17 protein-coding genes and 2 tRNA genes are annotated in these 22732 nt (G+C 70.3%); 14 read left to right on the forward strand and 5 right to left on the reverse strand.

Translation table 11 applies throughout. The features are described 5' to 3' along the window. Positions 1-59: 59 nt before the first annotated feature. Genes B072_RS0133455 through B072_RS48425 form a run of 3 tightly spaced genes read right to left on the reverse strand, consistent with a single transcriptional unit; the run spans position 60 to position 3623 of the window. Positions 60-2213, reverse strand: coding sequence for an acetate--CoA ligase family protein (locus B072_RS0133455; protein ID WP_018534339.1), 2154 nt, complete (start codon positions 2211-2213; stop codon positions 60-62). A 3-nt stretch (positions 2214-2216) separates the two neighbouring features. Next, positions 2217-3446, reverse strand: a complete 1230-nt coding sequence (frc, locus tag B072_RS0133460) for a formyl-CoA transferase (RefSeq protein ID WP_026246560.1) — start codon at positions 3444-3446, stop codon at positions 2217-2219. 15 nt (positions 3447-3461) lie between these two features. Next, positions 3462-3623 (reverse strand): hypothetical protein, encoded by a 162-nt coding sequence (locus B072_RS48425; protein WP_018534341.1) that lies wholly within the window; start codon positions 3621-3623, stop codon positions 3462-3464. A gap of 92 nt (positions 3624-3715) precedes the next feature. Here B072_RS48425 and sucC point away from each other — a divergent pair, with 92 nt between their 5' ends. From sucC to B072_RS0133480, 4 genes are all read left to right on the forward strand, one after another. Further along, entirely contained in the window at positions 3716-4849 is a 1134-nt protein-coding gene (sucC, locus tag B072_RS0133465) for an ADP-forming succinate--CoA ligase subunit beta (RefSeq protein ID WP_018534342.1), read from the forward strand. A gap of 11 nt (positions 4850-4860) precedes the next feature. Continuing rightward, the gene (gene sucD / locus B072_RS0133470; RefSeq protein WP_018534343.1) at positions 4861-5745 is read left to right on the forward strand and encodes a succinate--CoA ligase subunit alpha; all 885 of its coding nucleotides are present in this window, start codon (positions 4861-4863) and stop codon (positions 5743-5745) included. 177 nt (positions 5746-5922) lie between these two features. Next, positions 5923-7464, forward strand: coding sequence for an aldehyde dehydrogenase family protein (locus tag B072_RS0133475; protein WP_018534344.1), 1542 nt, complete (start codon positions 5923-5925; stop codon positions 7462-7464). 261 nt (positions 7465-7725) lie between these two features. Further along, positions 7726-8412, forward strand: a complete 687-nt coding sequence (locus tag B072_RS0133480) for a GntR family transcriptional regulator (RefSeq protein ID WP_018534345.1) — start codon at positions 7726-7728, stop codon at positions 8410-8412. A 158-nt stretch (positions 8413-8570) separates the two neighbouring features. On the opposite strand, the gene B072_RS0133485 is transcribed toward B072_RS0133480, so the two are convergent. Next, entirely contained in the window at positions 8571-9986 is a 1416-nt protein-coding gene (locus B072_RS0133485; protein WP_018534346.1) for an OFA family MFS transporter, read from the reverse strand. Positions 9987-10323: 337 nt separating this feature from the next. Here B072_RS0133485 and B072_RS0133490 point away from each other — a divergent pair, with 337 nt between their 5' ends. From B072_RS0133490 to B072_RS0133520, 7 genes are all read left to right on the forward strand, one after another. Further along, entirely contained in the window at positions 10324-11085 is a 762-nt protein-coding gene (locus tag B072_RS0133490) for an acyl-CoA dehydrogenase family protein (RefSeq protein ID WP_018534347.1), read from the forward strand. A 144-nt stretch (positions 11086-11229) separates the two neighbouring features. After that, complete coding sequence (locus B072_RS0133495; protein ID WP_026246561.1) at positions 11230-11703, forward strand: NAD(P)H-dependent oxidoreductase subunit E; 474 nt, start codon at positions 11230-11232, stop codon at positions 11701-11703. Between the two features lie 2 nt (positions 11704-11705). Continuing rightward, positions 11706-13433 (forward strand): formate dehydrogenase beta subunit, encoded by a 1728-nt coding sequence (locus tag B072_RS0133500; RefSeq protein WP_078506669.1) that lies wholly within the window; start codon positions 11706-11708, stop codon positions 13431-13433. Next, positions 13430-16207 carry a formate dehydrogenase subunit alpha gene (gene fdhF, locus B072_RS44725; RefSeq protein ID WP_018534350.1) on the forward strand — a complete coding sequence of 926 codons (2778 nt, stop codon included), beginning with the start codon at positions 13430-13432 and terminating at the stop codon, positions 16205-16207. Before B072_RS0133500 ends, fdhF begins: the two co-directional genes overlap by 4 nt. Before the next feature lies 1 nt (position 16208). Then, positions 16209-16424 (forward strand): formate dehydrogenase subunit delta, encoded by a 216-nt coding sequence (locus B072_RS0133510; RefSeq protein WP_018534351.1) that lies wholly within the window; start codon positions 16209-16211, stop codon positions 16422-16424. Positions 16425-16613: 189 nt separating this feature from the next. Then, entirely contained in the window at positions 16614-17585 is a 972-nt protein-coding gene (locus tag B072_RS0133515; RefSeq protein WP_018534352.1) for a 2-dehydropantoate 2-reductase, read from the forward strand. A gap of 79 nt (positions 17586-17664) precedes the next feature. Beyond that, the gene (locus tag B072_RS0133520; RefSeq protein ID WP_018534353.1) at positions 17665-18606 is read left to right on the forward strand and encodes a LysR family transcriptional regulator; all 942 of its coding nucleotides are present in this window, start codon (positions 17665-17667) and stop codon (positions 18604-18606) included. 17 nt (positions 18607-18623) lie between these two features. Here B072_RS0133520 and B072_RS0133525 read toward each other — a convergent pair whose 3' ends face one another. Beyond that, positions 18624-20177, reverse strand: coding sequence for a FadD7 family fatty acid--CoA ligase (locus B072_RS0133525; RefSeq protein WP_018534354.1), 1554 nt, complete (start codon positions 20175-20177; stop codon positions 18624-18626). Positions 20178-20436: 259 nt separating this feature from the next. On the opposite strand from B072_RS0133525, the gene oxc reads away from it, so the two are divergent. From oxc to B072_RS0133540, 3 genes are all read left to right on the forward strand, one after another. Then, positions 20437-22191, forward strand: a complete 1755-nt coding sequence (gene oxc, locus B072_RS0133530) for an oxalyl-CoA decarboxylase (protein ID WP_018534355.1) — start codon at positions 20437-20439, stop codon at positions 22189-22191. Between the two features lie 108 nt (positions 22192-22299). Beyond that, positions 22300-22384, forward strand: a tRNA-Leu gene (locus tag B072_RS0133535). A 171-nt stretch (positions 22385-22555) separates the two neighbouring features. Next, a tRNA-Leu gene (locus B072_RS0133540) sits at positions 22556-22640 on the forward strand. Positions 22641-22732 lie beyond the last annotated feature (92 nt).

Raw genomic sequence — 22732 nt, forward strand, 5'->3', positions numbered from 1 at the left:
GCGCATGGGTCCTGGCCCGGCCGGCGCGCACCGCCGGCCGGAACCGCTACCGGGTCACCTCATCGACCGCCCCCCATCAGCCCCGCGGCCCGCGCCCACCGGTACTTCGCGCCGAGCACGGCCACCGGCTTCTCGGTCGTGTACGGGTACGCGACCACCCCGCGCTCGAACAGGTACTGGCACGCCTCCTCGACCTCGACGTCCCCGGCGAGCGACGCGACCACCGGCTTCTCGATCCCGCGCTCGCGGAACTCCTGCACGACGCGGGCCGTTACCTCCGCAAAGACCATGGGAGGGGTGACGATGGTGTGCCAGTAGCCGAGCACGAGCGAATGAATGCGCGGGTCCTCCAGGCCGAGCCGGATCGTCGCCTCGTACGTCGACGGGGGCTCGCCGCCCGTGATGTCGACGGGGTTGCCCGCGGCCCCGAAGGGCGGGATGAACTTCCGGAAGGCGGCGTCCAGGTCGGCCGGGATCTCCATCAGCCGAAGCCCGTTGTCCGTCACCGCGTCCGAGAGCAGCACACCCGAGCCGCCCGCACCGGTGATGATCACGACGTTGTCGCCCTGCGGCGTCGGCAGCACGGGCAGCGCCCGCGCGTACTCCAGCATGTCGTTCAGGCCCGGGGCCCGGATGACACCGGCCTGCTTGAGGATGTCGTCGTACACGGCGTCGTCGCCCGCGAGGGCGCCCGTGTGCGAGCCGGCGGCCTTCGCGCCGGCGGCGGTCCGTCCCGCCTTGAGGACGACGACGGGCTTCTTCGGCACCGTCGCGCGCGCGGCCTCCACGAAGGCCCGCCCGTCCTTGAGGTCCTCCAGGTGCATGGCGATGCACTGGGTGTTGGGGTCCTCGCCGAACCAGGTCAGCAGGTCGTCCTCGTCCAGGTCGGACTTGTTGCCGAGTCCGACGATGGCCGACACACCTGTCTTGGTGGTCCGGGCGAAGCCGAGGATCGCCATCCCGATGCCGCCGGACTGCGAGGTCAGCGCCACGCCGCCCTTCACGTCGTACGGCGTGCAGAACGTGGCGCACAGGTCCTGCCACGTCGAGTAGTAGCCGTAGATGTTCGGCCCGAGCAGCCGCACACCGTACCGCTCGCCGATGCCGACGATCTCCTCCTGGAGCTCGTGCTCCCCGGTCTCCGCGAAGCCGGAGGGGATCAGCACCGCGTTGGGTATGCCCTTGCGGCCGACCTCCTCCAGGGCCGAGGCGACGAACTTGGCGGGAATGGCGAAGACCGCCACGTCCACCTCGCCGGGCACATCGGTGACGCTCTTGTACGCCTTGCGGCCCAGAATGTCGTCGGCCTTGGGGTTCACCGGGTGGATCTCTCCGGAGAAGCCGCCGTCGATCAGGTTGCGCATGACCGAGTTGCCGATCTTGCCCTGCTCGTTGGAGGCGCCGATCACCGCCACCGAGCGCGGCTGCATCAGCCGGTTCATGGTGGCGAGGATCTGCTCCCGGGTGTAGGTGCGGCGCTGCTTCTGCTCGCCCTCGGCGAGGATCACGCGGATGTCGGCGGCGACGGCGCCCTCGGGGGTCGCGATGACCGGGTTGAGGTCGATCTCCGCGATCTCCGGGAAGTCCGCGACCAGTTGGGACACGCGACGGATCTGCTCGGCGAGCGCCTCCCGGTCGACCCCGCGGGCGCCCCGCACCCCGCGCAGGATCTCGGCCGCCTTGATGGAGTCGAGCATGCCCAGGGCCTCGTCGGCGTCCAGCGGCGCGAGCCGGAAGGTGACGTCCTTGAGGACCTCCACCAGCACCCCGCCGAGCCCGAAGGCGACCACCTTGCCGAACGTCGGATCGGTGACCGCTCCGACGATGACCTCCTGGGACTCCGCCCCGGTGGGCAGCAGCTCCTGCACCTGTACGCCCTCGATGCGGGCGTCGGGCGCGTAGGCGCGGGCGTTCTCGATGATCTTGTCGAATCCGGCGCGCACGTCGGCGTCCCCCCGCACACCGACGATGACGCCGCCGGCATCCGTCTTGTGCAGGATGTCCGGGGAGACGATCTTCAGTACGACGGGCTTTCCGAAGCGTGCCGCGGCCGCCACGGCCGCGTCGGCGTCGGGTGCGAGTTCCTCGCCGGGCACGGCGATCCCGTACGCGTCGGCGATCACCTTGCCCTCGGGTGCGGTGAGCGCGGTGCGGCCCTCCGCCCGTACGGCATCGAGCAGCGCCCGTACCGTCGCGGTCCGGTCTTGTGCCATCAATCAGATCACTCCGTTCGACTTCAGGAGGCGCAACTCCTCGTCGCCAAGGCCCAGTTCACCGATGAAGACCTCTTCGTTGTGTTCGCCGAGGAGGGGTGAGCTGGTGATGTCGACGGGGGAGTCGGAGAGCTTGAGGGGGGAGCCGACGGTCTTGAAGGTGCCGCGCTGGGGATGCGGCACGTCGACGACCATCTCGTTGGCGATGAGGGAGGGGTCCTCGATGATCTCCTTGGTGGAGAGGATGGGGCCGCACGGGATGTTGTGGGCGTTGAGCTTCTCCAGGACGTCCCACTTGGGCAGCGTCGAGGACCATTCCTCGATGAGCTGGAACATCTTGTTGAGCTTGGGCAGTCGCGCCTCCGGGGTCGCCCACTCGGGGTCCTCGGCGAGCTCGGGGCGTCCGATGAGTTCGCTGAGCGGCTGCCAGCCGACGGGCTGGACGATGACGTAGACGTAGTCGTTGGGCCCGCCGGGCGCGCACTGGACGGCCCAGCCGGGCTGGCCGCCGCCGGAGGCGTTGCCGGAGCGCGGGACCTCCGTGCCGAAGTCTTCGTTGGGGTACTCGTTGAGGGGGCCGTGGGTGAGGCGCTGCTGGTCGCGGAGCTTCACGCGGCAGAGGTTGAGGACGGCGTGCTGCATGGCGACGTTGACGCGCTGCCCGCGGCCGGTGTTCTCGCGCTGGAAGAGTGCGGCGAGGATGCCGGCGACGGTGTGGATGCCGGTCCCGGAGTCGCCGATCTGGGCGCCGGTGGCCAGCGGTGGTCCGTCCTCGAAGCCGGTGGTGGACATGGATCCGCCCATGGCCTGGGCCACGACTTCGTAGGCCTTGAAGTTGGTGTAGGGGCCGTCGCCGAAGCCCTTGATCGAGGCGTAGACGATGCGCGGGTTGATCTCCTGGATGCGGTCCCAGGTGAAGCCCATGCGGTCGACCGCGCCGGGGCCGAAGTTCTCGACCAGGACGTCGGAGGTGCGGATGAGCTGGGTGAGGAGCTCCTTGCCGCGGTCGGTCTTGGTGTTGAGGGTGATGCTGCGCTTGTTGCAGTTGAGCATCGTGAAGTAGAGGGAGTCGGCGTCGGGGAGGTCACGCAGTTGCTTGCGTGTGATGTCCCCTGACGGCGCCTCCAGCTTGATCACGTCCGCGCCCAGCCACGCCAGCAACTGCGTGGCGGACGGACCCGACTGCACATGCGTCATGTCGAGGACGCGCACACCTTCAAGAGCTTTGGTCACTGCCGACTCACCTCACTACTTGTACGGGTTGCGGTTCGTGGTTCCGTCGTCGACCAGCGGTGGTGCCGACCCGGCGTGCACGGCGTGGATCGCTTGCGCGTCCTGGGAGTTGCGTGCCGCGCCGGGACAGGGGCGCGGAGGACCGCGGCCCCGGTGCATGGCCTGTCGCTCGTACATTGCATACAGTGCTCGAATACTGTATGAACTTGGTATCCCGCATCCGATGGTGATGTCCAGGGGGCGTGCGGCACTTATTTCAGGAGCCGAGAATGGACCTGTACGAACACCAGGCAAGGGAACTCTTCGCGGAACACGGCATTTTGGTGCCGCAGGCCGAGGTCACAGCCTCGGCGAAGGAAGCCAGGGAGATCGCGCGCAGGCTCGGCGGCAAGGTCGTCGTCAAGGCGCAGGTGAAAACCGGAGGCCGCGGGAAGGCCGGCGGCGTCAAGCTCGCCGCCGACCCGGCCGCCGCCGAGCTCACGGCCCGCCAGATCCTGGGCATGGACATCAAGGGCCACACCGTCCGCACGGTGATGCTGGCCCAACCCGTCGACATCGAGAGCGAGTTCTACGTCTCCTACGTCCTCGACCGCGCGGCCGGCACCTTTCTCGCCATCGCCTCCGCCGAGGGCGGGATGGAGATCGAGGAGATCGCCGCCACCCGGCCCGAGGCCGTGGCCCGTGTCCCCATCGACCCGGCCAAGGGCGTCACCACCGCCAAGGCCGCGCAGATCGCCGAGGCGGCCGGCCTGCCGTCGCAGACCGTCGACGTCCTCGTACGTCTGTGGGAGGTACTGACCCGGGAGGACGCCGTCCTCGTCGAGGTGAACCCGCTCGTGCGCACCGGGCAGGGGCAGATCCTCGCGCTCGACGGCAAGGTCACCCTCGACGACAACGCCCGCTTCCGGCAGGCACGTTGGGGGGCGGCCGATGTCGCGCACGACGACCCGCTGGAGGCGGAGGCGGCCGCCAAGGGCCTCAACTACGTCAAGCTCGACGGCGAGGTCGGCATCATCGGCAACGGCGCGGGGCTCGTCATGTCGACCCTCGACGTCGTCGCGGGATGCGGCGCCCGGCCCGCCAACTTCCTCGACATCGGCGGCGGCGCGTCCGCCGAGACCATGGCCGACGGGCTGAACGTCATCCTCTCCGACCCGGCCGTCAAGTCCGTCTTCGTCAATGTGTTCGGCGGGATCACCGCCTGCGACGCGGTGGCCGACGGCATCGTCAGGGCCCTGGACAGCGTGGAGTTGACCAGGCCGCTCGTGGTCCGCCTCGACGGCAACAACGCCGAGCGCGGGCGCGCCATCCTCGACACGTGCGCCCACCCGCTGATCCAGCAGGCCACCACCATGGACGGTGCCGCGCGCCGCGCCGCCGACCTCGCCACCGCGACCGCCTGAGGAGCCCGGACATGGCCATCTATCTCACCGAGGAGAGCAAGGTCCTCGTCCAGGGCATGACCGGGGCCGAGGGCACCAAGCACACCCGCCGCATGATCGCCGCGGGAACGAACGTGGTCGGCGGGGTCAATCCCCGCAAGGCCGGCACCCAGGTCGACTTCGACGACCGCGCGGTCCCCGTCTTCGGCAGCGTCGCCGAGGGCATGCGGGCCACCGGCGCCGATGTCACCGTCGTCTTCGTGCCGCCCGCCTTCGCGAAGGCGGCCGTCGTCGAGGCCGCCGACGCGGGCATCCCGCTCGCCGTCGTCATCACCGAGGGCATCCCGGTCCACGACTCCGTCGCCTTCACCGCGTACGCGAAACAGAAGGGCACCCGGATCGTCGGCCCCAACTGCCCCGGGCTGATCTCGCCCGGGCAGTCCAACGCGGGCATCATTCCGGCCGACATCACCAAGCAGGGCCGGATCGGACTCGTCTCCAAGTCGGGCACGCTCACCTACCAACTCATGTACGAGCTGCGGGACATCGGCTTCACCTCGTGCGTCGGTATCGGTGGCGACCCCGTCATCGGCACTACGCACATCGACTGCCTGGCCGCGTTCGAGAGCGACCCCGAGACCGAACTCATCGTCCTGATCGGGGAGATCGGCGGCGACGCCGAGGAGCGCGCGGCCGCCTACATCCGCGACAGCGTCACCAAGCCCGTGGTCGCGTACATCGCCGGGTTCACCGCGCCCGAAGGCAAGACCATGGGGCACGCGGGCGCCATCGTCTCCGGTTCGTCCGGCACGGCGCAGGCGAAGAAGGAGGCCCTGGAGGCCGTCGGCGTACGCGTCGGCTCGACACCCACGGAGACCGCGCGCCTCGTCCTGGACCGGCTCGCGGCCGAACAGTGACGCTTTTCATAGCCGTCAACGCCACATATTTATGAGGGAGTTCGCATACGGGAGGTGTCCCTGGGGCACCTCCCGTCCACGAGCGAAACCCGCAAGCGAACCCTCAAGGGAAGCTCACCAGCCGACCAAGCCATGCAACTGACCGCCCCCGAATGTGCACCGAGAGCGGAGAGAACAATGGCCACCACCCTCAAAGCCGGAACGTCCTGGGACGACGCCTGGCGGCGGTGCCTCGCCGTCGCGCCCGAGGCGTTCCAGGAGGACCGCGTCCTCAACCTCTGGAACGGCGTCTGGCACGCCGACGGCCGCGCGCTGCCGGCCACCAGCCCCGTCGACGGCAGCCCGATCGCGGGCCCGCCGCGGCTCGACGCGGACACCGCCCACCGGGCCGTACGCGCCGCACTGGACCAGCACCGCGCCTGGCGCCACATCGCCCTGCCCGAACGCCGCGCCCGCGTCGCCGCCACCCTGGACGCCCTCACCCAGCACCGCGACCTGCTGGCGCTGTTGCTGGTGTGGGAGATCGGCAAGCCGTGGCGGCTGGCGACGGCGGATGTGGACCGGGCGATCGACGGTGTCCGCTGGTACGTGGATCACGCCGACGAGATGCTCGGCGAGCGGACGCCCTTGGACGGCCCGGTGTCGAACGTCGCGAGCTGGAACTATCCGATGAGCGTGCTGGTGCACGCGATGCTGGTGCAGGCCCTTGCCGGCAACGCGGTGATCGCCAAGGCGCCGACGGACGGAGGTGTCGCGTGTCTGACGCTGGCGTGCGCGCTGGCCGTCCGTGAAGGACTGCCGTTCACGCTGGTCAGCGGCAGCGGGGGAGAGCTCTCGCAGGCGCTGGTGCGGGCGCCGGAGATCGGGTGCGTGTCGTTCGTGGGCGGTCGGGACACCGGTGCGGCGGTGGCCACGGCGGTCGCCGACCTGGGCAAGCGGCACATCCTGGAGCAGGAGGGCCTGAACACCTGGGGGATCTGGAACTTCAGCGACTGGGACAAGCTGACCGCGGTGATCCCCAAGCTGTTCGACTACGGCAAGCAGCGCTGCACCGCCTACCCGCGGTTCGTCGTGCAGCGGGACGCCTTCGACGCGTTCCTCGACGCCTACCTCCCGGCCGTCCGACAGCTGCGGATCGGCCACCCGCTCGCCGTGGAACATCCCGAAGACCCTTATCCGCAGCTGGACTTCGGGCCTCTGATCAACGCGGCGAAGGCGAAGGAACTCACCGACCAGGTGAACGAGGCCATCGACCGCGGAGCCGTACCGCTGCACCGCTCCGCGCCCGACCCCGATCGCTTCCTTCCGGGGCAGGACACGAGCGCGTACGTCCATCCGGTCACGCTGCTCGGGCCGCCGGCGTCGTCGCCGCTGCACCACGCGGAGCCGTTCGGCCCGGTGGACACGATCGTGCTGGTGGACACGGAGGCGGAGCTGCTCGCGGCGATGAACGCCTCCAACGGTGCGCTGGTGGCGACGCTGTCGACGGACGACGAGGCGACCTTCGGGCGGCTGGCCCCGCAGATCAGGGCGTTCAAGGTCGGCCAGGGCAAGCCGCGTTCACGCGGTGACCGCGAGGAGCTGTTCGGCGGATTCGGCGCCTCCTGGCGGGGCGCCTTCGTCGGCGGCGAGCTGCTCGTCCGCGCGGTCACCCAGGGCCCGGCCGGAGAACGCCTCCCCGGCAACTTCCCGGCCTACACGACGACACCGGAGGTCTGACAGCGGCTGCGACGGGGTCCGCGCGGCGCAGGGGGCGCTCCCCGCCGCCGGACCCCGTCGCCGTGCCGCGGGGCGGCCCACCGGCCGCCTGCGTACACGCTTCTGGGGATTTCATGATCGATGTCTTTCGGACAAGGCCGAAACGTGTCGACGGGATACTGTGTACAGGATGGGTCAGGTGGCGGCAAGAGATGTCGCAGCAGTTGGGCTCTTGCCGGGTACACCGTCGCGTAGGGTGCCCAACTCGGAAAGGGGGCTGGGATGTTGCCGACCGCGGGACTGTCGCGGAGTGCCGTGCCCAAGCTGGATCGGCCCGGGCCGTTGCGTCAGCGGGTCTACGACACGCTCCTCGAACTCATCGTCACGCGCACGCTGCCACCCGGCGCGCACCTCGTCGAGACCGAACTCGCCGGAGAGCTCGGCGTCTCACGGCAGCCCGTACGCGAGGCGCTCCAGCGGCTGAACACCGAGGGCTGGGTCGATCTGCGACCCGCGCAGGGCGCCTTCGTGCACGAGCCGACCGAGCAGGAGGCCGATCAACTCCTCGGTGTCCGCTCACTGTTGGAGGCCGAGGCGGTCCGGCTCGCCGCGGCCCGCGTGGACGCCCAGGCCGTCGCCGTGCTCGAGGAACTGTGCGCGGCGGGCGAGCGCGCCGTCGCCGTCGACGACGTCGACGGCCCGGAGGGTGTGGTCGTGCTCAACGCCCGACTGCACGGCATGATCAGGGAGTTGGCCGGCAACAGCGTCCTGATCGATCTCTCGGCTCAGGTGGACCGCCGGGTCCGCTGGTACTACACACCCGTGGCACGCCAGCGCGGAAAGCGATCCTGGCTGGAACACCGGGAGTTGATCGCGGCACTGGCCGCCGGCGACGCGGAGCGGGCCGCGTCGGTGATGCACGCCCACACGGAACACACGCGCAGGTCGTACCACGAGCGCGAGCGCTGAGGTCGCCGGGCGGGCGCGGAGGAGGGCACGGAACGCAGGAGGCATGCAGGAGATGGCTCTCCCCGGTGGGCGTCGGGGAGAGCCATCTCCTGCATGCCTCCTGCGCGGCTCGCGCGGCCCGTGTCATCCGCGTGGGCCGCGCGGTCGAACCGTCGTGTTCAGGAGGCCGTTCGGGGCTGTGCCACGGGAGCTCCGCCGCGGCCCGGCGTCGGCCGTCCTGGCTGGCGCAGCAGCAGAGTGATCAGCGCCGCGATCAGGGACGTACCCCCGGCCAGGGCGTACGCGCCGTCGTAGCCCCACGCGCCGACCACCATGGAGCCGAGCCCGCCGCCGAACAGACCGCTGATCAGCTTGCCGCTGTACACCAGGCCGTAGTTGGAGGCGTTGTAGTTCTCGCCGAAGTAGTCCGGCGTGAGCGCCGCGAACAGCGGATAGAACGCGCCGCCGCCGAACCCGGAGAGGAACGCGAAGAACAGGAACAGCGCCTCGCTCTTCACGTCACCGGCCCAGATCACCCCGAACTGCGCGAGCCCCAGGACGAGGATGACCATCACCAGCGTCGGCTTGCGCCCCCAGGCGTCGGACGCCCAGCCGACGACGCCGCGCCCGACGCCGTTGATGACCGCCATGACACCCATCGACGAGGCCGCGACGAGCGGCCCGAACCCGATCTCCTTCGCGTAGTCGACCTGGAAGGAGATGCCGAAGATGGAGACTCCGGCGGTGATGACGAGGGCGATCCACATCAGCGGCAGCATGCCGGTCCTGATGGCCTCCATCGGCGTGTACTGCCGGACCGCCGGCGGGTTCTTGCTCAGGCTCGCGGCGCTCTTCCCGGTGCCGCCGTGGGTGAGCGGGTCGATGTGGCCGGGCCACCAGTTCTTCGGCGGGTCCTTGAAGAAGAACGCGCAGGCGAACACGACGACCATGACGTAGACGCCGATCAGGTCCAGGACGCGGTGGTAGTTCCCGGTGTCGAAGGCGTAGTTGAAGATGAAGATGAAGGGCAGCGACCCGTACGCGAAGCCGCCGTTGACGAAGCCGGTCTTGCCGCCCTTCCGCTCCGGGAACCACTTGCCGACCATGTTGACGCAGGTCGAGTAGATGAGCCCGGAGCCGATGCCGCCGACCACGCCGAAGCCGATGATGGCGAGCAGCACCTCGCTGACGTGCGACAGGGCGAGGAACCCGATCAGACACATCCCCGAGCCGACGAACATGGCCCGACGGGCCGTCAGGATGCCTTTCTCCCGCATCCATCCGGCGGGGAACGAGACGCCTGCCTGGAAGAAGATCCAGACGCTGAGGATCCAGAAGGTGTTGGACTGCGTCCAGCCGTGCGCGTGGGACAGCGTGTCCTCCGCCGAGCCGTACGCGTACTCGAAGACGCTGATGGCCATCATCGCCACCCAGGGCAGGTACACCATCAGGCGGCGGGAGTGACCGAGGATGTCGCGGTCGGTCTCTCCGATGCGGTAGACGCGGCCGCGCGCGTCGGTCACTTCGCGGTACGTGCGGGGGGTCGCTCCGGATCGCTCCGGTACCCCGTTCTCCGTGCTGCGGTTCAAAGTCATCTCGGGCCGTCCCTCACAGAGCTGCGGGTTGCTTCATGTGCGGTGCCAGCGGTGCCATCCCGGCCGGGGAGATTGCATACAGTCGACGAATACTGTATGAGGATGGTTACTCTCGTGCGGTGGGTGATGTCCAGGGGGCTGCGCGAGTTTTGGGTTGCGCATTACACGTACTTAGCGCGCAGCAGGCATGGGGCGGTTGTCGTCGCCCGCGTGCGGGGCGAGGAAATCCAAAAGGGTCCGCCGTACCCCTGGCGTTGTCCTGTGCATCCGAAATACTGTATGCAATCAACGCCCGCCGTATGGCAGCGACCAGACATCGCTACGAGGGGGTCACCCCGTGTCGTACCGCACCGCACTCACACACGTTCTGTCCGACGTCGTCGCGCCCCGCGCCGAATTGACGCGGGCGCAAGGCGTGTTCCCGCGCTCCGCCGTGACGGAGCTCGGACGCGCCGGACTCCTGGGCCTCACCGTCGCCGCCGAACTGGGCGGTGGGGGAAGGGGGTTGACCGAGGCGGCCGACGTCGTCGAAAGCGCCGCCCGCATCTGCCCGGCGACCGGAGCCGTGCTCCAGGCCCACTACGCGGCCGTGGCCGTCGTCGAGGAGTACGGCGATCCCTGGCTGCGCGGCGAGATCGCCGCGGGCCGCCATCTCTGCAGTCTCGCGCTCGCCGACGGGGAGGCGGGGCAGGATCCCGGCGCCCCGGGCCTCGGCGGCACCCCGCTTCTCGCGCCGCGTGGCACCGCCGAACAGGGCGGCGGGGTGGTGGCGCTGCGTGCCCGCAAGCGCCAGGTCGTCGCCGCGGGCGAGGCCGACATGTACCTGTGGTCGTCCCAACCGGCCACGGAGCGGGAGGGGTTGAGCCTGTGGGCGGTTCCCGCGCACGCCCCCGATCTGTTCGTCCCCGCGCGCCCCGGCCGCTCGGGCCCGCCCGGCAGTGCCACCTCCACGGTGCTCGCCGACCCGACGTTCGTGCCGGCCGAGGCGCTGCTCGGTGAGGACGGCGGTGGCCTCGACATCCTGCTGCGCACGGTGCTGCCGTGGCTCATGGAGTCGCGGGCCGCCGGTGATCCGCAGGTCACTCTGGCCGCGTCGTGAACAACCAATAGATCCAAGGGTGTTGGGGCGCGGATCCGGTCCGGGCTCTTTACGTTCGGCTTCTGTATACAGAAGTCTGTATGGGGTACTGTCCAGTCTCCTGCAACTTTCGCCGGGGACCCGCATGACGGAGGCGAAGCGATCATGACGACCAGCGGGACGGACGTTTCGGTCGAGAGCGTGGTCAGGAGAGTGGCAGCCGCCCATCGCGAGGAGCGCGGCGCACTGTTGCCCGTACTCCACGCCGTCCAGGCCGAGTTGGGCTGCGTACCGCAGGAGGCCGTCCCCGTCCTCGCCGACGAGTTCAACCTCTCCCGCGCCGACGTCCACGGAGTGGTGACCTTCTACCACGACTTCCGCCGCGAGCCCGCGGGCCGCGGCACGGTCCGCATCTGCCGAGCCGAGGCCTGCCAGGCCCTCGGCTCCGAGCGCCTGGTCACCTACGCACGGGAGGCCGGCACGCCCGTCGGGGAGACCTCCGCGAACGGCGCGGTCACCGTCGAGCAGGTCTTCTGCCTCGGCAACTGCGCCCTCGGCCCGTCGGTGGAGGTGAACGGCCGACTGCACGGCCGCGTCACCCCCGAGCGGCTCGGCACGCTTCTCAACGGAACGGTGTGACGATGCAGAACCCCACCAACGCGAACCCCACCAACGCGAACCCCACCAGTGCGAACCCCGCTGACGCGAACGCCACCGACGCGAACCCCACCAGCGCGAACCCTCTCAGCGCGAACCCGACCCTCGTGTACGTTCCGCGCGACTCCGCCGCCCGCTCGGTGGGCGCCGACGAAGTCGCCACCGCGCTCCAACAGGCAGGGTGGCAGGACGAGTTCGACAACTTCGGCATCGAGGTCGTACGCAACGGATCGCGCGGCGCCCTCTGGCTCGAACCCCTCGTCGAGGTCGTCACCGAGCAGGGCCGCATCGGCTACGGCCCGGTGACCCCCGACGACGTGCCCGGACTGCTCGCCGCCGGGATGCTCAACGGCGGCGAACACCCCCTGCGGCTCGGCCTCATGGACCAACTCCCCTGGCTGGCACGGCAGAACAGGGTCACCTTCGCCCGCGTCGGCGTCATCGACCCGCTCTCGCCCGAGGACTACGTCGCCCACGGTGGCCTGCGCGGACTGCGCGCCGCCCTCGCGCTCGACCCCGCCGACGTCGTCGCCCAGGTCACCGAGTCCGGACTGCGCGGCCGAGGCGGCGCCGGATTCCCGGCCGGCATCAAATGGAAGACGGTGCTCGACTGCCCGGCCGAGGGGGACGACCTCAAGTTCGTGTGCTGCAACGCGGACGAGGGCGACAGCGGCACCTTCGCCGACCGCATGGTCATGGAGGGCGACCCGTTCCTGCTCATCGAGGGCATGGCCATCGCCGCGCACGCGGTCGGCGCGCGCGAGGGCTACATCTACCTCCGCTCGGAGTACCCCGACGCCGTCGCCACGATGAACGCGGCCATCGAGATCGCGCACGCCCAGGGCTGGCTCGGCAAGGGCATCCTCGGCTCGTCGCTCGACTTCGACCTGAAGGTCCGGGTCGGCGCGGGCGCGTACATCTGCGGCGAGGAGACCTCCATGCTGGAGAGCCTGGAGGGCAAGCGCGGCATGGTCCGCGCGAAACCGCCGATCCCCGCGATCGAGGGCCTCTTCGGCAGGCCGACCGTCGTGAACAACGTCCTGACCCTCACGACCGTCCCCGTCGTCCTCGCCGACGGACCGAAGGCGTACCAGGATCTCGGCGTCGGCCGCTCCCGCGGCACCCAGGTCTTCCAGCTCGGCGGCAACATCAAGCGCGGCGGCATCGTCGAGACCGCCTTCGGCATCACCCTGCGCGAGCTGATCGAGGACTACGGAGGCGGCACCCTCAGCGGCCGCCCGGTCCGCACCGTCCAGGTGGGCGGGCCGCTCGGCGCGTACCTCCCGGTCGAGCAGTTCGACCTGCCGATGGACTACGAGGCGTTCGCCGAGGCCGGCGCGATGCTCGGGCACGGCGGTGTCGTGGTCTTCGACGACTCCGTGGACATGGCCGCGCAGGCCCGCTTCGCGATGGAGTTCTGCGCCGAGGAGTCCTGCGGCAAGTGCACCCCTTGCCGCGTCGGCGCCGTCCGCGGCGTCGAGGTCATCGACCGGATCGTGGCGGGCACCCACCGGGACGAGAACCTGGCACTCCTCGAAGACCTCTGCGACCTGATGACCGACGGCTCGCTGTGCGCGATGGGCGGACTGACCCCCATGCCGGTGCGCAGCGCGCTCGCCCACTTCCCCGACGACTTCCTCGGCGGCCGCAAGCTGCTCGACATCCACCCCGTCAACACTTCCGTGACCGCACGGACGGAGGGCACGGCATGACGCTCCTCAAGGAACCCGACTTCGGCACACCCGAGCGCCCAGGACCGGCCACCGTCTCCGTGGAGATCGACGGCATGCCGGTGACCGTGCCCGAGGGCACCTCGGTGATGCGCGCCGCCGCCCAGGCGGGCGTCGACATACCCAAGCTGTGCGCCACCGACAGCCTGGAGGCGTTCGGCTCCTGCCGCCTGTGCGTCGTGGAGATCGACGGCCGCCGCGGCACCCCCGCCTCCTGCACCACGCCCTGCTCCGACGGCATGTCCGTGCGCACCCAGACCCCCAAGGTCGAGAAGCTGCGCCAGGGCGTCATGGAGCTCTACATCTCCGACCACCCCCTCGACTGCCTGACCTGCCCCGCCAACGGCGACTGCGAACTGCAGGACATGGCGGGCGTGGTGGGACTGCGCCAGGTCCGCTACGGCTACGAGGGCGAGAACCACCTGGAAGCCGAGAAGGACACCTCGAACCCCTACTTCGACTTCGACCCGTCCAAGTGCATCGCCTGCTCGCGCTGCGTGCGGGCCTGCGGCGAGGTGCAGGGCACCTTCGCGCTCACCATCGAGGGCCGGGGCTTCGAGTCGAAGGTGGCGGCGGGCGCGGGGGAGTCCTTCATGGACTCCGAGTGCGTCTCCTGCGGCGCCTGCGTCCAGGCCTGCCCGACCTCCACGCTCCAGGAACGCTCGGTCGTCGACCTCGGCATGCCGACCCGCTCGGTCGTCACCACATGCGCGTACTGCGGTGTCGGCTGCTCCTTCAAGGCCGAGCTGCGCGGCGACGAGATCGTCCGCATGGTCCCGTACAAGGACGGCGGAGCCAACGAGGGCCACTCCTGCGTGAAGGGCCGCTTCGCCTTCGGCTACGCCACCCACCCCGACCGCCGGCTCAAGCCCATGGTCCGGGAGAAGACCACCGACCCGTGGCGCGAGGTCGAGTGGGACGAGGCCATCGGCACCGTCGCCCGCCGCATGCGCGAGATCCAGGACCGGCACGGAAAGGGCGCCATCGGCGCCATCTCCTCCTCGCGGTGCACCAACGAAGAGGTGTACGTCGTCCAGAAGATGGTCCGCGCCGCCTTCGGCAACAACAACATCGACACCTGCGCCCGCGTCTGCCACTCGCCCACCGGCTACGGGCTCAAGCAGACCTTCGGCGAATCGGCCGGCACCCAGGACTTCCGCTCGGTCGCCGAGGCCGACGTCATCGTCGTCATCGGCGCCAACCCCACCGACGGCCACCCGGTGTTCGCCTCCCGGATGAAGCGCCGCCTGCGCGAGGGCGCCCGCCTCATCGTGGTCGACCCGCGCCGCATCGACCTGGTGCGCTCCCCGCACATCGAGGCGAGCCACCACCTCCAGCTGCGGCCCAGCACCAACGTGGCCGTGGTCAACGCGATGGCGCACGTCGTCGTCACCGAGGACCTGGTGGACAAGGCGTTCGTCGCGCAGCGCTGCGAGGGCTACGACGAATGGGCCGCGTTCGTGGGCCGGCCGGAGAACAGCCCCGAGGCCACCGAGGAGATCACCGGCGTCCCGGCCGCCGAACTCCGCGCCGCCGCACGCCTCTACGCGTCGGCGCCCAACGGCGCCATCTACTACGGCCTCGGCGTCACCGAGCACAGCCAGGGCTCGACCATGGTCATGGGGATGGCCAACCTGGCGATGGCCTGCGGCAACATCGGCCGCGACGGAGTCGGCGTCAACCCGCTGCGCGGGCAGAACAACGTACAGGGCTCCTGCGACATGGGCTCCTTCCCGCACGAGCTGCCCGGCTACCGTCACGTCTCGGACGACGCGGTGCGCTCCGTCTTCGAGAACCTGTGGGGCGGCACGATCCTCGCCGAGCCCGGCCTGCGCATCCCCAACATGTTCGACGCGGCCATCGACGGCAGCTTCCGCGGGCTGTTCGTGCACGGCGAGGACATCGCCCAGTCCGACCCGAACCTCAAGCACGTCACGGCCGCCCTCGAAGCGATGGAACTGGTCGTCGTCCAGGACCTGTTCCTCAACGAGACCGCGAAATTCGCGCACGTCTTCCTGCCCGGCGCCTCCTTCCTGGAGAAGGACGGCACGTTCACCAACGCCGAGCGCCGCATCAACCTGGTCCGCCAGGTGATGGCACCCAAGTCGGGCAAGCACGAGTGGGAGATCGTCTGCGACATCGCGACCGCGATGGGTCATCCCATGTCCTACGACCACCCCTCGCAGATCATGGACGAGATCGCCCAGGTCACGCCGACCTTCGCCGGAGTCTCCTTCGACCGCATCGACAAGCTCGGCAGCATCCAGTGGCCGTGCAACGAAGAGGCCCCCGAAGGCACCCCGATCATGCACACCGACGCCTTCACACGCGGCAAGGGCCGGTTCGTCGTCACCTCGTACGTGCCGACCAACGAACGCAGCACCCGACGCTTCCCGCTGGTCCTCACCACGGGCCGCATCCTCAGCCAGTACAACGTCGGCGCGCAGACCCGGCGCACCGGCAATGTCGCCTGGCACCCCGAGGACATCCTCGAACTGCATCCGCACGACGCCGAGGAGCGCGGCATCACCGACGGCGACGTCGTCACCCTGTCCAGCCGCGTCGGCACCACCACGCTCAAGGCGCGGCTCTCGGACCGGATGCCGACCGGCGTCGTCTACACGACGTTCCACCACCCGGTCACCGGGGCGAACGTGGTCACCACCGAGAACTCGGACTGGGCCACCAACTGCCCCGAGTACAAGGTGACCGCCGTACAGGTACGGCGCGCACTCGCCACCGCGGCGGTGGACTGAGATGACCCACACCGCCGTCCCGGCCGAACTCCGCATGGCCAACGACATCGCCGCACACCACGCCCACCTGCCGGCCGACCGGGCCGCCGAGGTGATCGCGGGCCACCTCACCAAGTTCTGGGACCCGCGGATGCGCGAACGGCTCCACGTGTACGTGGACGAAGGCGCCGACGGGCTCGACCCGCTCGTCGCGGCGGCAGTGAAGCTCATGCGCTGACACGCTCCCGTAAGAGCTTCCCGTACGACCTTCCCGTACGACCTTCCCGTAGGGCTTCCCGCAGGAGGTGGGGCGACGCGGCTGTGCAACCGCGTCGCCCCACCGGCTTCAGCCTGCACGTTCTGCCGAGCAACTCCCCAGTGATCCACCAGTAACTCCCCACACCCTCGAATGCCCGGAGGAGTCACGATGAAGATCGCAGTTGTCGGCGCCGGAGCCATCGGCGCCTATGTCGGAGCCGCACTGCATCGCGGCGGCGCCGAGGTCCACCTCGTCGCCCGCCGCGACCATCTGCGCGCCATCCAGCGGAACGGAGTCCAAGTCCTCAGCGCCCGGGGGGACTTCACCGCCCACCCGCACGCCACCGACGACCCGAACGAGATCGGCCCGGTCGACTACGTCTTCCTCGGCCTGAAGGCGCACGCGTACCCCACCAGCGGCGCCCTGATCAGCCCGCTCCTCGGCGAGCGCACCGCCGTCGTCGCCGGACAGAACGGCATCCCCTGGTGGTACTTCCACCAGCTGAAGGGGCCCTACGAGGGGCGCCGCATCGAGGCCGTCGACCCGGGCGGAGCCACCAGCAAGGTACTGCCCCCGGAGCGCGCCATCGGCTGCGTCGTGTACCCGGCCACCGTCATCGAATCCCCGGGCGTCATAAGGCACTTGGAAGGCACCCGATTCTCCGTCGGCGAGCCCGGCGGCGAGCTCTCCGAGCGGTGCGCGGCACTGAGCGAGGCCATGATCGCGGGCGGACTGAAGTGCCCGGTCGAGGAGAACCTCCGCGACGACATCTGGATCAAGCTGATGGGCAACGCGGCCTTCAACCCGATCAGCGCCCTCACCCGGGCCACCATGGTCGACATCTGCCGCCACCCGCCGACCCGCACCATGGTCACCCGCGTCATGGAGGAGATCCTCGACATCGCGGCCCGCGTCGGCTCCCGCCCCGACATCTCCATCGAGAAGCGGCTGCGCGGCGCCGAGGGAGTCGGCCCCCACAAGACGTCCATGCTCCAGGACCTGGAGGCCGGCAAGCAGCTGGAACTCGACGCCATCGTCACGGCCGTCGTGGAGATGGCCGACATCACCGGCGCCGAGGCACCGACGCTGCGCACGGTGCACGCCGCCACCGACCTGCTGGCCCGCACGGTGGTGCCGTAGCGGGTCCGTAGCGGGTCTTGCCCGTGAGGCGCGGGCCGCCGAGGATCATCGCAGGCTCATCGCGGGAAAGGAGTCGTACATGCTGTTCAGGCAGTTGGAGTACTTCGTGGCGGTAGCGCGCGAGCGGCACTTCGCGCGGGCCGCGGAGTCCTGCTACGTCTCCCAGCCCGCGCTCTCGGCGGCCATCGCCAAACTGGAACGCGAACTGAACGTCACCCTCATCAACCGCGGCCACACCTACCAGGGCCTCACGGCCGAGGGCGAGCGCCTGGTCGTCTGGGCGAAGCGGATCCTCGCCGAGCAGGAGGCGTTCAAGGCCGAGGTGGCCGCCGTGCAGTCGGGCATCACCGGGACCCTGCGCCTGGGCACCGACCCCACGGCGTCCACCACGCTCGCCCTCCCGGTGGCCGCCTTCTGCTCGGCGCACCCGCTGGCCAAGGTGCAGGTCCGCTCGCGCCTGTCGACCAAGGAACTCCACCGCCAGCTCCGCGACTTCGAACTCGACGTCGCCATCGCCCACTTCGATCCGTACGACCAGGAGGGCCTCCAGGTCGTCCCCCTCTACCAGGAGCGCTACATGCTGCTGGTCTCCGAAAGGACCGTCGACCAGTTCAAGTCGACGACCGGCAGCCTCACCTGGGCGGACGCGGCCCAGCTCCCGCTCGCGCTCCTGACGCCCGACATGCGCATCCGGCAGATCGTCGACAAGGTCTTCGTCGACAAGGGCCTGGAGGTGACCCCGCAGGTCGAGACCGACTCGATCGCCTCCCTGTACGCGCATGTGGGCGGCGGCGAGTGGGCGAGCATCGTGCCGCACACCTGGCTGCGGGCGATGCCCGTGGTCGGCAGGGCGCGGGCGCTGCCGCTGGTCGACCCGGCGGCCGGCGCGCAGGTCTCGGTCGCCATCCACGCGGGCACCCCCGGCTCGGTCGCGGCCCGCGCCTTCGTCAGCGCGGCCACGGCCCTCAACCTCGACGAGGTCTTCGAGCAACCGATGCCGGTGCCGGAGCGGGCCCGTTGATCCGGGCTCCGTCGCCCTCACGCGTACCGGTCCCGCACCGCGAGCCGGTCGAGTCCGCCCTGCGCGGTCCGCGGCAGCGACGTCACCAGCACGATCCGCTCCGGCACCGCGAAGGCGGCGAGCCGGTCGCGGCAGTAGCGCAGGATCTCCTCCGGCCCCGCGCACTCCTCGCCCCGCACCACCACGGCCGCCCCCACCCGCTGCCCGCCCGCCGCGTCGGCCACCCCGAACACGGCCGCCTCGACGACGGACGGGCACCCGGCGAGCACGTCCTCCACGTACTCGGGCGAGAGCGTCCGGCCCCCGCGCTCGATGAGATTGCCGATCCGCCCCGCGAGCGACAGATAGCCCTCCTCGTCCAGGGAGCCGAGATCGCCGGTGCGCAGCCAGCCGTCGGCGGTGAACCCCCGCGCTGTAAGGGTGGGTTCGGCGAGGTACCCGCGCGCGACGGTGGGCCCCTGCACCCACACCTCCCCGCGCACCCCGGCGGGACAGACCTGCCCGTCCGGGCCGACGACGCGCAGCCGCACCCCGGTCGCCCGGCCGACCGACCCGTGCTTGAGCGGCCCGCGCTGCGGCAGCGGCTCGCTGGAGATCTGATGCGCGGACTCCGTCGTCCCGTACGCGGACAGCAGCGGCGCCCCGAACATCCGTTCCAGGGCGCGCTGCGTCGCCGCGTTCAGTGGCGCGCCGCAACTGCGGACGAAGCGCAGCGGCAGCGGACGCGGCCCCGGATGCTGCGTCTCGGAGCGGTCGAGCAGTGCCTCGTGGAGCGTCGGCACAGCGGTGAACCAGGTGGCGCCCGCGGCCCGCAGCTCCTCCCAGAGGGTCTCCGCCGAGAAGCGCCCGCCGGCGGGCAGCAGCACGCAGCCTCCGCTCGCCAGCGTCGACAGCAGCGTGGCGAACAGCCCGTGCCCGTGGAAGAACGGCATCACGGCCACCGTCGCGTCCCGCGGTCCGAGCTCGTACGTGGCGCAGATGCCGCGCACCGAGGCGGCCACGTTGGCGTGCGTGAGCGGCACCCGGCGGGCCCGCCCCATCGTGCCGGCGGTGAACAGCACGAGGGCGTCGTCGGACACGATTCCCCGCTCCGGACCCGGGCTCGGCGCGAGGGCGCCGGTGCGCAGCGCGACCGTACTCGTACCGTCGGACCGTACGTCCACGCGTACCGCCCACCCAGGACCGTCGCCGCGACACAGCACCGCCCGAGCTCCCAACTCCCTCGTCCGCGCTGCCAGTTCACTGTCGGACAGGGACGGATCGAGCGGCGCGGTGACGAGCCCGGCACGCGCGGCGCCCAGCAGGGCGACCACGAACTCGACGACGTCGCGCGACACCAGGCCGACCAGATCGCCGCGGCGCAGCCCCGCCGCGAGGAGACCGGAAGCCACCCGGTCGGAGAGGGCGGCGAGGTCGCGGTAGGAGAGCGGCAGCCGGTCCGCACCGACGACGAGCGCGCGAGCGTCCGGTCGATCCCGCACCGGCCGGTCGACGAGGTCGGCCAGGCCCGTGATCGCGGGCGGCCGGTAGGTGTGGACATCGCGCGCGGATGCCGCGGCCGACATGGCCATGCCCCCTCCTCCCTCCTTCCCTGCCCAGCGCTACTCAGCGAGCGTGCGAGGCCGCGCGTCCCGCGTCCAATACGCACTGCCGAACACCTGATAGCAGCCGCTTATCGAGCACGTCCGCGCAGGCCACAGGGGTCGGAGGCGAGTCGATAGACACCGTTTATCGGCTGGAAGCCGATGGGTCTTGGACGCGGGCCCAGGGGCTGTCGAAGGTGGGGTCAGTAGCCGCTCCGGCAGGACCTGCCCAAGGAGGATCCGGACCATGACCGCCCCCTCGAACGCTGAGAACACCGCTGGGACCGCGGCCGCAGCGAACGTGCCGGCCGAGCCCACCGACGGATACCACCTCGTCGTCGACGCGCTGAAGATGAACGACATCGAGACCATCTACGGCGTGGTCGGCATCCCGATCACCGACCTGGCCCGCCTCGCGCAGGCCGAGGGCATCCGTTACGTGGGCTTCCGCCACGAGTCAAACGCCGGGCACGCCGCCGCGATCGCCGGCTACCTCACCAAGAAGCCGGGCATCTGCCTGACGGTCTCGGCCCCCGGTTTCCTCAACGGCCTGGTGGCCCTCGCCAACGCCACCACCAACTGTTTCCCCATGGTCCAGATCTCCGGCTCCAGCGAGCGCCACCTCGTCGACCTCAAGCAGGGCGACTACGAGGAGATGGACCAGCTCGCCGCGGCCCAGCCGTTCGTCAAGGCCGCCTACCGGGTCAGCCGCGTCGAGGACATCGGCCGCGGCATCGCCCGGGCTCTGCGCACGGCGATCTCCGGCCGCCCCGGTGGCGTCTACCTGGACATCCCCGCCGCGGTCCTCGGCTCCATCATGGACAAGGCGGAGGGCGCGAAGACGCTGAGCCGCCTGGTCGACCCGGCCCCGCGCCAGCTGCCCGCGCCCGAGTCGGTGGACCGCGCGATCGAGCTGCTCGCCTCGGCCGAGCGCCCCCTCGTCCTCCTCGGCAAGGGTGCGGCGTACGCGCAGACCGACGCCAAGCTCCGCGACTTCATCGAGTCCACGGGCATTCCCTACGTACCGATGTCGATGGCGAAGGGCCTGCTCCCCGACGACCATCCGCAGTCCGCGGCGACGGCCCGCTCCCTCGCGCTCAAGCGGGCCGACGTGGTGATGCTGGTCGGCGCCCGCCTGAACTGGTTGTTGAACCACGGCGAGCGCGGCTGGAACCCCGACGCCAAGTTCATCCAGGTCGACATCGAGCCCAGGGAGATGGACAGCAACCAGCCCATCGCCGCCCCGCTGGTCGGCGACATCGAGTCGGTCCTGGACGCGATCGCCGAGCGCTCCAAGCCCGGCCAGATCGCGGCGCCGGCGGCCTGGAAGGAGGAGCTCGCGGCCCGCTCGGCCCAGAACGTCGCCAAGATGGCCAAGCGGCTGGAGGCCGACCCGCACCCGATGCAGTTCATGGGCGCGCTGAGGGCGGTGCGCGACGTGTTGCGCCCGCGCCCGGAGACGTACCTGGTCAACGAGGGTGCGAACGCCCTCGACATGGCACGCAACGTGATCGACATGTCCGTCCCGCGGCACCGCCTGGACAGCGGGACCTGGGGCGTCATGGGCATCGGCATGGGCTACGCGATCGCGGCGGCGGTGGAGACGGGCCAGCCGGTGGTCGCGGTGGAGGGCGACAGCGCCTTCGGCTTCTCCGGCATGGAACTGGAGACGATCTGCCGCTACAACCTGCCCGTCGTCACCGTGATCATGAACAACGGCGGCGTCTACCGCGGCGACGAGGCCAGTGGCCGCCCCGACGACCCTGCCCCGACCGCGCTCATGACGGCGGCCCGCCACGACCGCATGATCGAGGCCTTCGGCGGCAAGGGCTACCGCGCGACCACCCCTGCCGAGGTGACCGCGGCCCTCACCGAGGCCCTGGAGTCCGGCGGCCCGGCGCTGATCGACTGTGTCATCGACCCGTCGGCGGGCACGGAGAGCGGCCACATCGCCCACCTGAACCCCAAGGGCGTCGGGAACATCGGCCCCGCCAAGAGCTGACCCCGGGCGCTCCGCGAGAGCGCGGATACGCAGGTGAAAGCCACCCCGAAACCTTGGTATTGTTGTCCGTGTCGCCGCGGGGATCACTCGCGACGGCACAGACACCTGGTCCGGGTGGCGGAATGGCAGACGCGCTAGCTTGAGGTGCTAGTGCCCTTTATCGGGCGTGGGGGTTCAAGTCCCCCCTCGGACACAGAGCGTAATCACAGAGTGCCGGTCGGAAACCCTTCCGACCGGCACTTCTGCGTAGCCCCCGACGGCAGCCCGTTCGGGGGCGTTTATGCAGGTGAGAGGCGCCCTGAAAGCTTGATATGGTTATCCACGTCGCCGCGGGAACACCCCGCACGAAGGCGGCGCACACCTTGTCCGGGTGGCGGAATGGCAGACGCGCTAGCTTGAGGTGCTAGTGCCCTTTATCGGGCGTGGGGGTTCAAGTCCCCCCTCGGACACCGCCCCGTGATGCACGGGATACCGAAGAGTGCCGGTTGAGATTCGTCTCGACCGGCACTTTTTGCGTTGGCCCGCGCCAGAGCCGCGACCC

Origin of the sequence: Streptomyces sp. HmicA12, from assembly GCF_000373565.1 — a bacterium.
Taxonomy (GTDB): Bacteria; Actinomycetota; Actinomycetes; order Streptomycetales; family Streptomycetaceae; genus Streptomyces.